The 14834-nt window shown below is 41.5% G+C and carries 12 protein-coding genes; 7 read left to right on the top strand and 5 right to left on the bottom strand.

What is annotated here, in order from left to right; all coding sequences use genetic code 11:
- Nucleotides 1-190: 190 nt before the first annotated feature.
- Entirely contained in the window at nt 191-3085 is a 2895-nt protein-coding gene (locus FTT70_RS00505) for a valine--tRNA ligase (protein ID WP_180168172.1), read from the top strand.
- A gap of 64 nt (nt 3086-3149) precedes the next feature.
- Here FTT70_RS00505 and FTT70_RS00500 read toward each other — a convergent pair whose 3' ends face one another.
- Both FTT70_RS00500 and FTT70_RS00495 read right to left on the bottom strand, forming a co-directional pair.
- Nucleotides 3150-3926: a hypothetical protein gene (locus FTT70_RS00500; protein ID WP_180168171.1), complete on the bottom strand. Its 777-nt coding sequence runs from the start codon at nt 3924-3926 to the stop codon at nt 3150-3152.
- A 69-nt stretch (nt 3927-3995) separates the two neighbouring features.
- On the bottom strand, nt 3996-4376 hold the full coding sequence (locus FTT70_RS00495; RefSeq protein WP_180168170.1) for an endonuclease domain-containing protein: 381 nt from the start codon (nt 4374-4376) through the stop codon (nt 3996-3998).
- A gap of 151 nt (nt 4377-4527) precedes the next feature.
- Here FTT70_RS00495 and FTT70_RS00490 point away from each other — a divergent pair, with 151 nt between their 5' ends.
- Nucleotides 4528-5205, top strand: coding sequence for a YetF domain-containing protein (locus tag FTT70_RS00490; protein ID WP_180168169.1), 678 nt, complete (start codon nt 4528-4530; stop codon nt 5203-5205).
- A 272-nt stretch (nt 5206-5477) separates the two neighbouring features.
- On the opposite strand, the gene FTT70_RS00485 is transcribed toward FTT70_RS00490, so the two are convergent.
- A complete protein-coding gene (locus FTT70_RS00485; protein WP_180168168.1) occupies nt 5478-6761 on the bottom strand; it encodes an MFS transporter in 1284 nt (427 codons plus the stop codon).
- Between the two features lie 227 nt (nt 6762-6988).
- On the opposite strand from FTT70_RS00485, the gene FTT70_RS00480 reads away from it, so the two are divergent.
- The 5 genes from FTT70_RS00480 (at nt 6989) to putP (ending at nt 11809) form a co-directional block, all read left to right on the top strand.
- On the top strand, nt 6989-7642 hold the full coding sequence (locus tag FTT70_RS00480) for a 1-acyl-sn-glycerol-3-phosphate acyltransferase (protein WP_004972299.1): 654 nt from the start codon (nt 6989-6991) through the stop codon (nt 7640-7642).
- A 62-nt stretch (nt 7643-7704) separates the two neighbouring features.
- The gene (locus FTT70_RS00475) at nt 7705-8622 is read left to right on the top strand and encodes a patatin-like phospholipase family protein (protein WP_096902052.1); all 918 of its coding nucleotides are present in this window, start codon (nt 7705-7707) and stop codon (nt 8620-8622) included.
- Between the two features lie 130 nt (nt 8623-8752).
- On the top strand, nt 8753-9238 hold the full coding sequence (locus tag FTT70_RS00470) for an NfeD family protein (protein ID WP_131260698.1): 486 nt from the start codon (nt 8753-8755) through the stop codon (nt 9236-9238).
- A gap of 1 nt (nt 9239) precedes the next feature.
- Nucleotides 9240-10097, top strand: a complete 858-nt coding sequence (locus FTT70_RS00465) for an SPFH domain-containing protein (RefSeq protein WP_004972306.1) — start codon at nt 9240-9242, stop codon at nt 10095-10097.
- 221 nt (nt 10098-10318) lie between these two features.
- Nucleotides 10319-11809, top strand: a complete 1491-nt coding sequence (gene putP / locus FTT70_RS00460) for a sodium/proline symporter PutP (protein ID WP_154320988.1) — start codon at nt 10319-10321, stop codon at nt 11807-11809.
- Between the two features lie 99 nt (nt 11810-11908).
- On the opposite strand, the gene bfmS is transcribed toward putP, so the two are convergent.
- Complete coding sequence (gene bfmS / locus FTT70_RS00455) at nt 11909-13576, bottom strand: sensor histidine kinase BfmS (RefSeq protein ID WP_373685724.1); 1668 nt, start codon at nt 13574-13576, stop codon at nt 11909-11911.
- Between the two features lie 63 nt (nt 13577-13639).
- On the bottom strand, nt 13640-14356 hold the full coding sequence (bfmR, locus tag FTT70_RS00450; protein ID WP_096902057.1) for a response regulator transcription factor BfmR: 717 nt from the start codon (nt 14354-14356) through the stop codon (nt 13640-13642).
- Nucleotides 14357-14834: the final 478 nt, after the last annotated feature.

Genomic DNA, 14834 nt, shown 5'->3' with positions numbered 1-14834 from the left:
TAAACCCAGTTTAAAACAGTGTTACAGGCAACGGAGAACTTGAAGTTTTTATCATACTTGTCGCCCATCATACGATGAGTTTGCCCAACTGCCAATTGCGATAAGTTTGGCTGAGTTGAATCTCGCTTAGCGGGCAATTTTTTTGCTACAATAGTTACAATTTTTTATTCACTTTTAACCTGTTCTTACTATGACTGATTCAGCGCAAAATATTGCTACAACCTACGATCCTACCGAGATCGAGAAAAAATGGTACAAGACTTGGGAAGAAAACGGCTACTTTAAGCCGTCTGAAAAAGGCGAATCATTCTGTATCATGATTCCGCCGCCAAACGTCACAGGTAGCTTGCACATGGGTCATGGTTTTAACAACGCCATTATGGATGCCCTCACGCGCTTTAACCGTATGTCGGGTAAAAATACTTTATGGCAACCGGGTACAGACCACGCGGGTATTGCCACACAAATGGTAGTAGAGCGTCAATTGGGCGCGCAAAATATCAGCCGCCATGACTTAGGTCGTGAAAAATTCATCGAAAAAGTCTGGGAATGGAAAGAACAATCTGGCGGTAACATCACTCGTCAAATCCGCCGTTTAGGTTCTTCGGTTGACTGGTCACGTGAACGCTTCACCATGGATGAAGGCTTATCAAATGCGGTGAAAGAAGTTTTCGTGAAACTACACGAAGAAGGTTTAATTTACCGCGGTAAACGCCTCGTAAACTGGGATCCAAAATTACAAACTGCCCTATCTGACCTAGAAGTTGAATCGGATAAAGAAGAACAAGGTTCATTGTGGCACTTCAAATATTTCTTTGAAGATAAATCACTACGCACTCACGATGGTAAAGATCATATTGTGGTGGCAACCACTCGTCCTGAAACATTGTTAGGTGATACAGCGGTTGCGGTTGCGCTTGATGATGAGCGTTATTCGCACCTTGTTGGTCAAAACATCATCCTCCCAATTACAGGTCGTGCCGTTCCAATCGTAAAAGATGAGTATGTCGATAAAGAATTCGGTACAGGTTGTGTAAAAATTACCCCTGCACACGACTTCAATGACTATGAAGTGGGTAAACGCTGCGAATTGCCAATCATCAATATCTTCAACAAAAATGCTGAAGTATTGGCTGAGTTTGAATATATTGCGAAAGCAGGCGAACAAATTTCTAAAACCATTCCTGCACCTGCAGACTACATTGGTTTAGAGCGTTTTGAAGCACGTAAAAAATTAGTTGAACAAGCGGAAAGCGAAGGTTGGTTAGATCAAATCCAACCGTACACCTTGAAACCACCTCGCGGTGACCGTTCGGGCGTAATTGTTGAGCCATTATTGACTGACCAATGGTATGTGAAAATTGCACCGTTAGCGCAACCTGCAATTGAAGCGGTGCAAGATGGTCGCATCAAGTTCGTGCCTGAGCAATACAGCAATATGTATATGGCGTGGATGAACAACATTCAAGACTGGTGTATCTCGCGTCAATTGTGGTGGGGTCACCGTATTCCTGCTTGGTACGATGCTGAAGGTAACGTATTCGTTGGTCGTGACGAAGCAGAAGTTCGTGCGAAAAACAACATCCCCGCTGACGTTGAATTAAACCAAGACGAAGACGTACTCGATACATGGTTCTCATCAGGTCTGTGGACATTCTCAACTTTAGGCTGGACAGGCGATGCTGAAAAAGACAAAGCCAACTACTTCTTAAACACCTTCCATCCAACAGATGTATTGGTCACTGGCTTTGACATCATCTTCTTCTGGGTGGCGCGTATGATCATGATGACCATGCACTTCATGAAGAATGAAGATGGCACGCCACAAGTACCGTTCAAAACAGTTTACGTTCACGGTTTGGTACGTGACAGCGAAGGTCAAAAAATGTCGAAGTCTAAGGGCAACGTGCTTGACCCATTAGACTTGATTGACGGTGTAGATCTTGAAACTTTAGTACAGAAACGTACGACGGGTTTGATGAACCCGAGACAAGCAGCGAAAATTGAAAAATCGACCCGCAAAGAATTTCCAGAAGGGATTCAGGCTTATGGTACAGACGCCGTTCGTTTTACCTTCTGTGCATTGGCAAACACAGGTCGTGACATCAAGTTTGATATGAAACGGGTGGAAGGTTACCGTAACTTTGCCAACAAAATTTGGAATGCAACTCGTTTTGTATTGATGAATGTTGAAGGTCAAACGGTTGGTCAAGAAGCACGTCAAGACCTTTGGGAATTGCCTGAGCAGTGGATTGTGAGCCGTTTACAAAAGGCAGAGCAAGCTGTTCATCAAGCGTTTGCAACTTACCGTTTAGACTTGGCTGCGCAAGCGATTTATGACTTTATCTGGAATGAATACTGCGACTGGTATGTAGAGCTAACCAAACCTGTTCTGAATGATGAATCTGTTTCTGAAGAACGCAAAGCCGAAGTTCGTCGTGTATTGCTTGCGGTGATGGAAGCCTCTTTACGTCTTGCTCACCCAATCATGCCGTACTTGACTGAAGAAATTTGGCAAACCCTTGCGCCAATGATTGGCTTGGGTGGCGAAACCATTATGTTGGCAAACTACCCTGTTGCAGATGAAGCCAAAATCAACGAACAAGCCGAAGCAGATATGCAATGGCTACAAGGTTTGATTGGTGCGGTGCGTAACATTCGTGGTGAAATGGGTCTAGGTAATGCACGTTTATTGCCTGTACTTTTACAGAACACGACTGAAGCAGAAAAAGCACAAATTTCTCGTATTGAACCGTTGTTTAAAGCATTGGCGAAAGTTGAAAGCATTACCTTCTTGGCAGATGGTGAACAACCACCATTGTCTTCTTCTTCTGTAGTCGGTCACGTGTCTGTATTTGTTCCAATGAAGGGCTTAATTGACCCTAAAGCGGAATTGGGTCGTTTGCAAAAAGACTTAGACAAGGTTCAAAAGCAGCATGACCAAATTGCAACTAAACTTGCGAATGAAGGTTTTGTGGCGAAAGCCCCTGCTGCTGTGGTTGAAGGCGAGAAAGTGAAACTTGCTGAGTTTGCTGACCAGTTAGCGAAAATTAAAGCGAATATGGAGCAAATTGCGGCGCTTTAATGTGTTGTTAGTTTGATCTAATTTGTGTATAAAGGGCTGATTATTCAGCCCTTTATTTTCAAAATCAAACTAATCTATAACCCCAAGAGTATCCAATTATCTTATCCAAAAAACGATTATCATCATCAGATAAGTTGTGTTTGTTGCCAAATTTATTTTTGAATTCTTGTAAAAACTCTTGGGTGACTCCCATAAAATATTCTGGCACTTCGTAATGAGATATATTTTTTAATAAATCATTTTCGCCATATAGTTCATCTAAAAGTTTTTTTGCATCTTTCAGCATTTCTTGTTGTTTAAAAAATGCCAAATTATTTTCATCAATGAAATCAGGATTCGTTTCTACCAGCGTAGTACCGTGAGCTAAAATGTTTCTTAAACGGAATAATATTTTTATTTTCTTGAATAGTGCTTTGTCAATTTCAGTATCGAAATGAAATTTTAGGTAACTAAAGTAATATTTAAATACATTCTCAATCCCGCCATCATTTTCAACACGAATTAAAAAGTTATCTAAAATATTTTCATAAGGGCTTTTAGTCTCTTGACCTTTCTTAGAGTTCTCTTCTACATGTTTATTGATCTCAGACCTTAAGTTCTGAGACAGAGTAAATCTAAGAATACCTTCAATAATTGCAGCATTTAAAGATAACAATGGGAAATTATATACATAATTATCAATTCTTTTAGAATCACGAAAGAATGTATCCACACTCATTCCAAATGTTTTTGCTAACTCTTCTTTTGATTCTGTTGGTGCATTTTTTCTTTTATGAAGCAATGCTAGTTCTTCGTAGCTTCTAAGTAAAACTTGATTAGTAGCTAGATTATAATAAGACATTTTCACCCTTAATAAAAAACATTAACAATCAATTAATTATATCAATAAATCTATTTTATATTATTAAACTTAAGTCCTTAAATTAAATAGTTTTAATGTAGAACATATCCGCCACAAATCCTCCAACACCCCATCCGTCCGCCCCAACACATCAGAATTCCAATATCGAACCACTGATAAGCCCAAAGCCTCTAAAAACTGAGTACGTTCGACATCATAAGCCCGACCATCTTCCGTATTGTGCTGACCGCCATCCAACTTAATGACCAAGCCAACCTCATGGCAGTAAAAATCCACAATATAAGGTTGAATTACATACTGACGACGAAATTTCAGATTCATAAAACGCTTGGCACGGAGTATTTGCCACAGCAAATTTTCAGCATCTGTAGCAGCATGGCGCATAGATTTGGCAAATTGTAATAGTTGTAAATTCATCTTCAGATTCATTATTTTTTGTATTTATAGTTTTTAGACAATATAACAGTTTTTTTGTTTTCCTAAACCACTCAAGTAATTGCAGTTATTTACTCAAAACCACTATTTTACCCACTCAATTTAAGCATAGTATCAAGCATCAAAATAACAAAATTGACATCCTATGGATTGGTTCACCATCTTTATTCACGACACCACATGGACATTTGTTGCCGAATTAACAATTCGTGCAGCACTCATGTTTAGCATGATTATTCTATTTTTACGCCTTACAGGGAAACGCGGAGTACGCCAGCTTTCCATTTTTGAATTGGCCATTATTTTATCGCTCGGTTCTATTGCGGGCGACCCCATGTTCACTGAAGATTTACCTTTGGTACACGCCTTGGTGGTGATGACAGTAGTGATTGGAATGTATCGCCTGACCACATGGCTCATGATGAAATACCAACCCTTTGAAGATTTGATTGAAGGTAAATCGCTGTATATTGTAGAAAATGGCGAACTGGTCTTAGAAAAAATTAAATACGGCAAAATGTCGCATGATGAATTCTTTGCCGAAATGCGTCAACAAGGTGTGGAGCATTTGGGACAAGTACGTGTCGGTTTACTAGAAACTGATGGCAAATTCAGCATGTTATTTTTTCATGACGGTGCCACACGCTATGGTTTACCCTTATTTCCTAAAGCTTGCCAACCCGTGTACCGCACAACTCCAAACACATATTATGCCTGCATGTATTGTGGGCATGTCCGTTTACTTGAACACGCCAATGAAGCCTGTCCGCGTTGTAATCACCAACAATGGACACTGGCAATCAATACTGCATATCGCAGCTAGAATATGTTGATTTTAGCTGCAACACACCTATATGCGACTTAAGTTGTCGCAGGATTGTCATAATTAAAAGTTATACTACCTGCGCTGCCGAAGTGAAGCACTGAAAGCGCAAATAATAATTTTTGAAAATCACAAAAACGAGATCGGTATCTGCTTCAATGTGGATACCTTTTATACTCCAGCGACTCTTTAAAGGTCGCTTTTATTTTTTCCACTCAATGAATTTTTTAAAGTGGTTTAAGCCTGTCATTCTGTCTTGATGATCTATCTTCTTATTCGAGCGTGGATGAGTGAGCGCTTTTCGCAAGCTTTGCCCATTTCCAGATCGTGACAAGGCATAAAATCGCAACAACACAAATCAACAGCAAGTAATTCGCATAGCCTAAAGCATCGCCCAACATTCCACTCAGGGTATAGAGTACCCCGCTCACAGTCGCCATAATCGCAACCTGAAATGTAAAGTCGGTCCCTGCGTATTGTTTACGGCTGTACTGCATAATCAAGGTCAGCATCACCACAAGTAACATGGCAGAGCACAAATCTTCTGCAGCATTAATGCTATAAATCAGCCAGTGTGCAACATCAACTTGCTGTTCATACAATTCAGCCAAATAAGCATAGGCCACTAAACTCAAAATTTTAAGCACAGAAAAAATGATGAGGGCATGCGCTCTAGACCACCATTTCAGCATCAACCCTGCGATGCCTGCACCCAACAAAGCGGCCATTGCTCCCAACATGGTCACATAAATGCCAATTTGAGAAAAGCTTAAGCCTAAATCTACCATTAAAGGTTTTAATAAAGGGCCAGCCAAACCATCGACAATTTTAAAGCTGAGTAACACCCATAGCCATGCGTACAGTACAGGCGTTTCCACAAAATAGCGCAGATATTCACGAATCGCAGCAAGACGTGCGTGAAATGACATTTTACTTTGAGCTTGAACAAGCACTTGTTTAGCAGCATGTTGTGGCTCTTTAAACATTAAAATTGGCAAGGTATTTAAAAACACCAATCCCGCTAAAATTAAGAAAGTTTTTTGCCAATCTAGCCAATCCAATGCCCACAGAATTGCACCACCACCCACAATAAAGCCCAGTCGTGAACCAACCACCTGAAAGGTATTACCCCAATGTTGCTGTTTGGCTTGTAAAATATTGACCGCCAAACCATCGGTGGCAATATCTTGGGTTGCACCGACCAAGTTCATACCGAGCAAAGCCACAAAAAACACCCACAAATAGATAGGATGATTCAAAGACTCAATAGGTAAAAAGGACAGCCCAATCAGCACCAAAACACTCAGCCACTGGCACGGCAAAATCCAGCTACGATAATGCCCAAAATATGAATGTCCAAAGCGATCCACCAAAGGTGCCCAAAATACTTTGATTGACCATGGCAGCATTAACAAACCGAAACCGCCAATATGTGCCAAAGACACACCTTGCGCACGTAAAATCACAGGCAAGGCATGGGTCATAAAACCAACAGGCAAGCCCTGCGCCCAATACAGAGAAAATAACAACAAATAAGTTTGGCGCAAATTGGGCATAGCATCTCAATTTAGATATGGGCAAAAGATCAAAAAAACGCAGTACTACACTAAAATTTTGAATAATGGATTGTTATTTTTCATCACTTTCACATTCAGATTTCGACTATTTTGCCAATGAATCAGACAAAGCGAAAGTCTAATATCTTGAATAGATTTAGATTCATGCGTCATGATATTGGGTATTTATTGTTGTTAATCACGCACGTCAGGATGACATCGCATTCATGAAAATCACCAATCCTTTTGCACGCAGTGCACGGCAATTTCCACAGTTACCCGACCAAGTTCCACAACGTGGAACAGCCAGCAGTCGTGCTTTATTTAAAAATATTTTTTTGGCGCAAGGCTGGCAAATGGTGGGCGAATTTCCCAACTTGCCCAAAGCAGTTGCTATTATCTCACCGCATACGTCAAATATTGATGCGTGGCATGGTTTTACCGCCCTACTCGGTTTAGGTATTCAAATTACTATTTTTGGTAAGCACACTTTATTTGAAACCCCACTCAAGCCACTTTTAAACTGGATTGGGGTAATTCCTGTGGTGCGCCATTCTCCTCAAGGACATACCCAAGATATTATTGAGATTGTACGAAAAAAAGAAAAAATCTGGATTGGTATGGCGCCCGAAGGCACACGTAAACAAGCCGAAAATATCCGCAGTGGCTTTTACCATATTGCCTACGGCGCCAATATCCCAATTGTGATGTTCTCTTTTGATTATGCACACAAAACCATTCATATTTTGGGCGTGTTTCATCCTACGGGCGATTATGCTCAAGATTTAGATGCAATTTATACGCAATATCACGGCAAGTTTTCGGCTAAAAATCCACATTGGTTGGCAAAACCGTTACAAAAGCTTTTGAAAAAGGGCTAGTCAAAGTTTCTATTTTTTGTTCAGATGGGCGCAATATTCTTTGATCTAAATTTAGATTTGATATGCAACTGATTCGTTATTCTTTAGTGGGCGTACTAGCTCTAACTTTGGCTGGCTGCGACAAAACAACAAAAACACCGCCAAGCACCACACCTATCCAAGCACGTGAACCTGTAATTGCACTGGCGCTGGGTGGCGGTGGTGCTAAAGGTTTTGCACATATTGGCGTCATTAAAGTTTTAGAGTCTCACGGGATTAAACCAAAAATTGTCACAGGCACCAGTGCAGGCAGCTTTGTCGGCAGTTTATACGCCAGTGGTAAAAGTCCTTATCAGCTCCAACATATTGCCCTAACCTTTAAAGAATCCGACATTCGTGATTTAACCTTAAACCGTCAGGGTTTTATTGCAGGTCAAAAGTTACAAGACTTTGTCAATCAACACGTAGCCAATAAACCGATTGAAAAATTTCCAATTCGTTTTGCTGCCGTTGCCACACGTTTAGATAATGGACGTAAAGCCGACTTTATTAAAGGCAATGCTGGTCAAGCCGTACGTGCCTCTTGCAGTATTCCGAATGTTTTTGTACCTGCCACCATTGGCGGAACACAATATGTGGATGGCGGCTTGGTCAGCCCAATTCCCGTACAGACGGCTAAAGCGATGGGTGCCGACTTAGTCATTGCAGTGGATATTTCTGCACGTCCGACAGGCAATCAACCTGTCAGCATGTGGGGCTTACTCGATCAAACCCTCAATATTATGGGGCAGCAAAGCATCAATCAGGAATTGGCGCAGGCCAATATCGTGATTCAACCTAAAGTTGGACATATTGGTACTCTAGATTTAAAAGCCAGTAACCAAACCATTTTAGAAGGTGAAAAAGCCGCACAATTACAGGTCAAAGCAATTCTGCAAGCCATCAATAACTTTAAAAAATCACCTGCCGCGCTGAAACCTGCACCGCGTCCGAAATTTTAGGATTCAGTGATTTTTTTAATATTCATAAACTTATTGATCTGTTAAAGTGATGAGAGCGCATCTTTTTAAGTCGATGCGTTTCTCTAAGCAATTAGAATTAACCAATCGTAAAAAATACGCGAGTAGATGTATGGAATTCGTTCTTGAACCTTGGCACTGGTTTGTACTAGGCGTTCTGTTAATGCTTTCAGAACTGGTCTTGCCTGCGTTTGCCGCTTTATGGTTTGGCATTGGGGCAGTCATGGTCGGTATTTTATACTGGATGTTCCCCATGATGGGTACCACTACCCAATTGGTGATGTGGATTATCTTATCGGTACTGTGTACCTTGGCGTGGTTTAAATTTATCAAACCCTTATCTACCGATAAAACCAAAGCAGGCTTGTCACGCGAAGCCACTATTGGACAAATTGGCATGGTCATTCAAACCAACTTAGAACATGATCAAATTAAAGTCCGTTTCCCGATGCCCGTACTTGGTTCAGACGAATGGAACTGCCGCACCGCAAGCCCTGTGCAAGTGGGAGATCGTATTCGCGTGATTGATATTTTGGGTAATGATTTGGTGGTGCAGCCGCATCACAGCGCACATGACAACGAAAAAGTGAGAAATTAAAATGTCTGGTGGATCTATTATTGTTTTAGCGATTTTAGCCTTTGTTGGAATTACCATTTTTAAAGGCGTGCGAATTGTTCCGCAAGGTTATAAGTGGATTGTGCAACGTCTGGGTAAATACCACACCACACTTGCACCGGGACTTAACTTCGTCATTCCTTATGTCGATGAAGTGGCCTATAAAGTCACCACCAAAGATATTGTATTAGATATTCCATCTCAGGAAGTCATTACCCGTGACAACGCAGTTCTGCTCATGAATGCGGTAGCGTACATTAATCTCACGACTCCTGAAAAAGCAGTGTATGGCATTGAAAACTATACTTGGGCGATTCAAAACCTTGTTCAAACCTCATTGCGTTCTATTGTGGGTGAAATGGATTTGGATGATGCCTTGTCTTCGCGCGATCACATCAAAGCCAAACTCAAAGCAGCCATTTCTGATGATATTTCAGACTGGGGAATTACCCTTAAAACTGTAGAAATTCAGGATATTAAACCATCGCATACCATGCAGGCAGCTATGGAAGAACAAGCTGCAGCAGAACGTCAGCGTCGTGCTACCGTAACCAAAGCCGATGGTGAAAAACAAGCGGCTATTTTAGAAGCCGATGGTCGTTTGGAAGCTTCACGTCGTGATGCAGAAGCGCAAGTTGTATTGGCAGAATCTTCTCAACGTGCCATTGAAATGGTCAGCTCTGCGGTAGGTGATAAAGAAATTCCTGTGGCGTACTTATTGGGTGAGCAATATGTAAAAGCCATGCAAGATATGGCGAAATCCAACAATGCCAAAACTGTGGTCTTACCTGCAGATGTCCTGAATACCATTCGTGGTGTTATGGGTCGCAATAATCCATAAGCAAATCAGATAAACATCAAGATGATAGGCAGCTTTCAAGCTGCCTATTTTATGCCCATTCAGAAAAAAATCTGAAATATTTTTTAATGTATGGTTAAATTTCGCGTTTCTTGATGAAATCAGCACCGCAGATGAGATGTCTGCACTCACCAAATTGAGTGACTCACATCTAGCAGCGGTCTGTATTTTAGTCGACTGTCCAAAACCCAAATGGATACTGTATGAGCGCACTCAACCCCACCATTATTACTTTCCTGTTTTATATTGTCGCCATGATTGTCATTGGTTTATTGGCTTATCGCGCGACTCGAAATTTCTCGGACTACATTTTAGGTGGTCGTCGTCTTGGCAGTTTTGTCACTGCACTTTCTGCAGGCGCATCCGATATGAGTGGCTGGTTGCTGATGGGCTTACCCGGTGCCATTTATCTTTCAGGTTTGTCTGAAATGTGGATTGCCGTTGGTCTGATTATTGGCGCATGGCTAAACTGGCTTTTGGTGGCAGGTCGTTTACGAGTACACACCGAAGTACAGCACAATGCACTGACTTTGCCTGATTATTTTTCTAACCGTTTTAATGATCAAAGAAAAATTTTAAGGATTGTATCTGCCTGCGTAATTCTAATTTTCTTTGCGATTTATTGTGCTTCGGGCATGGTTGCAGGTGCGCGCTTATTTGAAAGTATGTTTGATCTGCCTTATAGCACTGCATTGTGGATTAGTGCTATTGCCACCATCAGCTATGTGTTTATTGGTGGTTTCTTGGCAGTCAGCTGGACGGACACCATTCAGGCTGGCTTGATGATTTTTGCGCTCTTGCTGACCCCTATCATTACCCTACTCAGCTTTTCTGACCTAAGCCAAGTCACACTTGCTTTAGAAGCGGCTCGTCCGCAGGCGCTGAATTTAGTCGGAGATTTAAGCTGGGTCGCGATCATTTCCCTCATGGCATGGGGCTTAGGCTATTTTGGACAGCCACATATTTTAGTGCGTTTTATGGCAGTTGATTCAGTCAAGTCTATTCCGAATGCACGTCGTATTGGCATGACATGGATGACCTTATGTTTAGGCGGTGCGGTGGCTGCGGGCTTTTTTGGTATCGCCTACTTCCAGCAACATCCTGAACTGGCAAGTGTGGTCAATGCCAATCCTGAAACAGTATTTATGGAATTGACCAAAATCCTGTTTAATCCGTGGGTGGCAGGTGTGGTACTGGCTGCAATTTTAGCTGCTGTGATGAGTACCCTAAGCTGTCAACTTTTGGTCTGTTCAAGTACTTTAACCGAAGATTTTTACAAATCGTTCCTGCGTAAAAATGCCTCACAAAATGAATTGGTGTGGGTCGGACGCGGCATGGTACTCATGATTGCGCTGCTTGCTATTTGGATGGCGGGTAATCCTGAATCAAAAGTCTTGGGATTGGTTTCTTATGCTTGGGCAGGCTTCGGTGCAGCATTTGGTCCACTAATCATTTTGTCTTTGTTCTGGAAACGCATGACTTTAAATGGTGCATTGGCGGGGATGGTTGTCGGCGCACTTATGGTCATTCTTTGGAAAAACCTTTGGGCAGATACGGGTATTTATGAAATTATTCCGGGCTTTGTCTGTTCTTGGATTGCGATTGTCGTGGTGAGTTTATTGGGTAAAGCGCCAAGTCATGAAGTGACAGACCGTTTTGAACAGGCCGATCAGCAATATAAAGAATCGCACTAAGCTGTAGATTGATCTGCATAGAGATAAAAAAGCGATAAAAAACCAGTGCCTTGAACTGCACTGGTTTTTATGTCTGAGAAAAGTTTTAGTACACTCAAATCAAGTCAATGAATCTGTAGTTTTCTCTTTCTCTGCTGCGACTTTTTTTCTTGCCTTACTAAACCGTTTGGCAGGCCAAACCATCATAAAACGTGCACCACCCAAGTTCGGACTCTGATCGACTTCAATTTTGCCACCAAACCAATAAGCAATGCGGCTTACAATAGACAAACCTAAACCATAACCACCTGAAGCACGGGTGCGGCTGTCATCTAAACGAGCAAAGGCTTCAAATACACGTTCTCGGTCTTGTTCGGGAATCCCCGGCCCATCATCTTCCACACAAACATAGGCCATGCCTTGTTCGTTAATACCGCCACTGATCAAGACTTTATGGTCACAGTAACGGACTGCATTGCCCACCAAGTTCTGTACCACACGGTGCAAGTAACGGCGTTCAGCTTCCACTTCCAAAGTCACAGGTGGGGCAAGCAATTGAATATCTTTTTGGGTTTTCAATGCTTCTGTTTCCGTAGCCACCTGCTCTAGCACTTCAACCAAAACGATCTTTTCAATTTCTAAAGATGGCATGCCCTGTTCAAGTTTGGCATAGGTCATGATCTCATCAATCAAGGTGTTTAAAGCCTCAATATCTTTATCAATCATTTCGACTTGCTGTAAGCGATATTCGTAATCATCTTCTTCTGCCAGCATTTCCATACCAAAACGAATACGTGCCACAGGCGTGCGCAGCTCATGCGATACAGCGCGCATCAGTTCACGCTGCGCCTCAATCAAACGCTGAATATGGTCGGACATGCTGTTATAACTAGATGCCAAACTTGCCATTTCATCTGTGCCATCTACAGGCAAACGCATGTTTAAATCACCCGATTTGGTGCGGTTTAAGGCATAGTTCACTTGGCGGATCTTACGTTGCATAGGCAAGATCAAACCATAAACCCCCAAGCTCAACATAAACATACTGAGCAAGGTAATGCCTGCTGCCAACTGGAATGGCATCCAGTTAAATAACGGCACAGGCCCTAAAACCAAGACTTCTGAGGGTGAATTTGGCATCGGTGACACAATCGAGATGGTTGTACCACGCACGGTGGCATTGTCACGATATAAAATAATGCTGTGATCGAGTCTTAAACGCCCAATCTGTTCAGAATCGAGTGGCAGTTCCTGAATATTTTTAATATTGACCGGATAAGAAAAGTGCTGCTGAATTTTGGCTAGATATTCTTTTTCCTGACCCGGGTAATACACCAAATAATCTAAAACAAAAATCGGCAAAGCTTTCATTTGCCGTTCTGTAATTTTATCTGCCTTGATATATAAATAATGATTTGGATCATCTTTCATACCCAAAATAATATAGGCAATCATATTTTCGGCATTATAGCGCACAGCCGCTTTACGTTCTTTAATCCGTCTAAGCTCTGCGCGCGACAAATCTACTTTGTCTGCCTGCACATAGTAGATGGGCAATTCCAGCAAATCGGATGCATCAGAAATCCAGTCTTTCTTTTGCTGTTCGTTTTGCTGTCGTGCAATCCCTTCACTAATAATATAAGCCATACCATCGGTCAAAGATTCACGATATTCCTGCGCACGCTGATAGTTGATAATTTGCACCAATAAGTAGCCCAGAATAGCGACTATGGCGACCAAAATTACCAACCCTGCATAAATACGCAAGAATATACTGTGTTTTAGCACTAAACCCGTCCTATGTGACTTATTTTTATATCTGAGTCAGGGTTTGACTCAGTGAAACGTAAATTACATGCCATTGGTTTCTTTGACAAATAAATAACCTTTACTGCGTACAGTTTTAATACGTTTAGGATTTTCAGGATCATCGCCAATTTTTGGACGAATACGTGAAATACGCACGTCAATTGAACGGTCTTGACCATCATATTCAATGCCACGCAGACGCTCGAAAATATCTTCACGAGACAAAATACGTCCTGCATTCGACGCCAACAACCATAACAGGTCATATTCTGCGCTGGTGAAATCAACCAATTCACCATTTAAAGTTACAGAACGACCACCGTTATCAATCACTAAATCATCAAATTCAATGCGCTGTGCCACTTCATCTTCAGTCACTTTGTCGGTACGGCGCAATAAAGCACGAATACGCGCCAACAACACACGCGGCTGCACAGGTTTTGCAACATAGTCATCTGCACCCATTTCCAGACCTAGCACCTGATCCATATCTTCAGTACGCGCAGTCAGCATTAAAATTGGTTGATGATAATGTGGACGAACTTCACGACAAATGGTTAAACCATCGGCACCTGGTAACATCACATCGAGCACCACAAGATCAGGTTGCTCGGCAATAATACGGCGAATCGCACGGTTGCCATCTGGTTCTACCCCAACTTCCAAACCATTGCGAATTAAGTATTCCTGCGTAAGTCGTGCAAGGCGTTCATCATCTTCAACAATTAAAATTTTTGGTAACTTTTCTTCTTGACTCATAACCTGTCCCTTTATTGGATTCGACCTATCCTTTTAAAATCTGAGAGATAGGTCTTGATATAATTTGCAATATACACACGTTTACATTGTAAACAAGATACTGTTCACCAAACTGATACATCTGCGTATTATTTTGTTATATTTTTATTAAGCATTGAATTTATAGCACTTTTCTAGTTTTGGTGATTTTTAAACAGATTTAAGAAATATAAAGTTACAAAATGGGTATTTTTTGCACTAGATCAAGCCTTTGCCGCCTTTGGAAAAATTATCTCCTAACTTTTCAAGTTATCCACAAGGTTATCTATAAGCAGTTTTTCCGAGCTTTGCTATGCTATGCCCTTGTCTGATAAGGCTTATAGCCGAAAGGACAAAATTCGGTATTTTTGAGATAAATTTGAATCCTAAAATAGTCAAAATTTAAAAGAAAAAGTCAATATTGATCTACCCTCAATTTTCCCGTATCTTGTGTTCAATT

The sequence above is a fragment of the Acinetobacter sp. YH01003 genome, from assembly GCF_013420525.1.
GTDB classification, from domain to species: Bacteria; Pseudomonadota; Gammaproteobacteria; order Pseudomonadales; family Moraxellaceae; genus Acinetobacter; species Acinetobacter towneri.
This window is presented reverse-complemented; position numbering and strand designations above follow the sequence as displayed.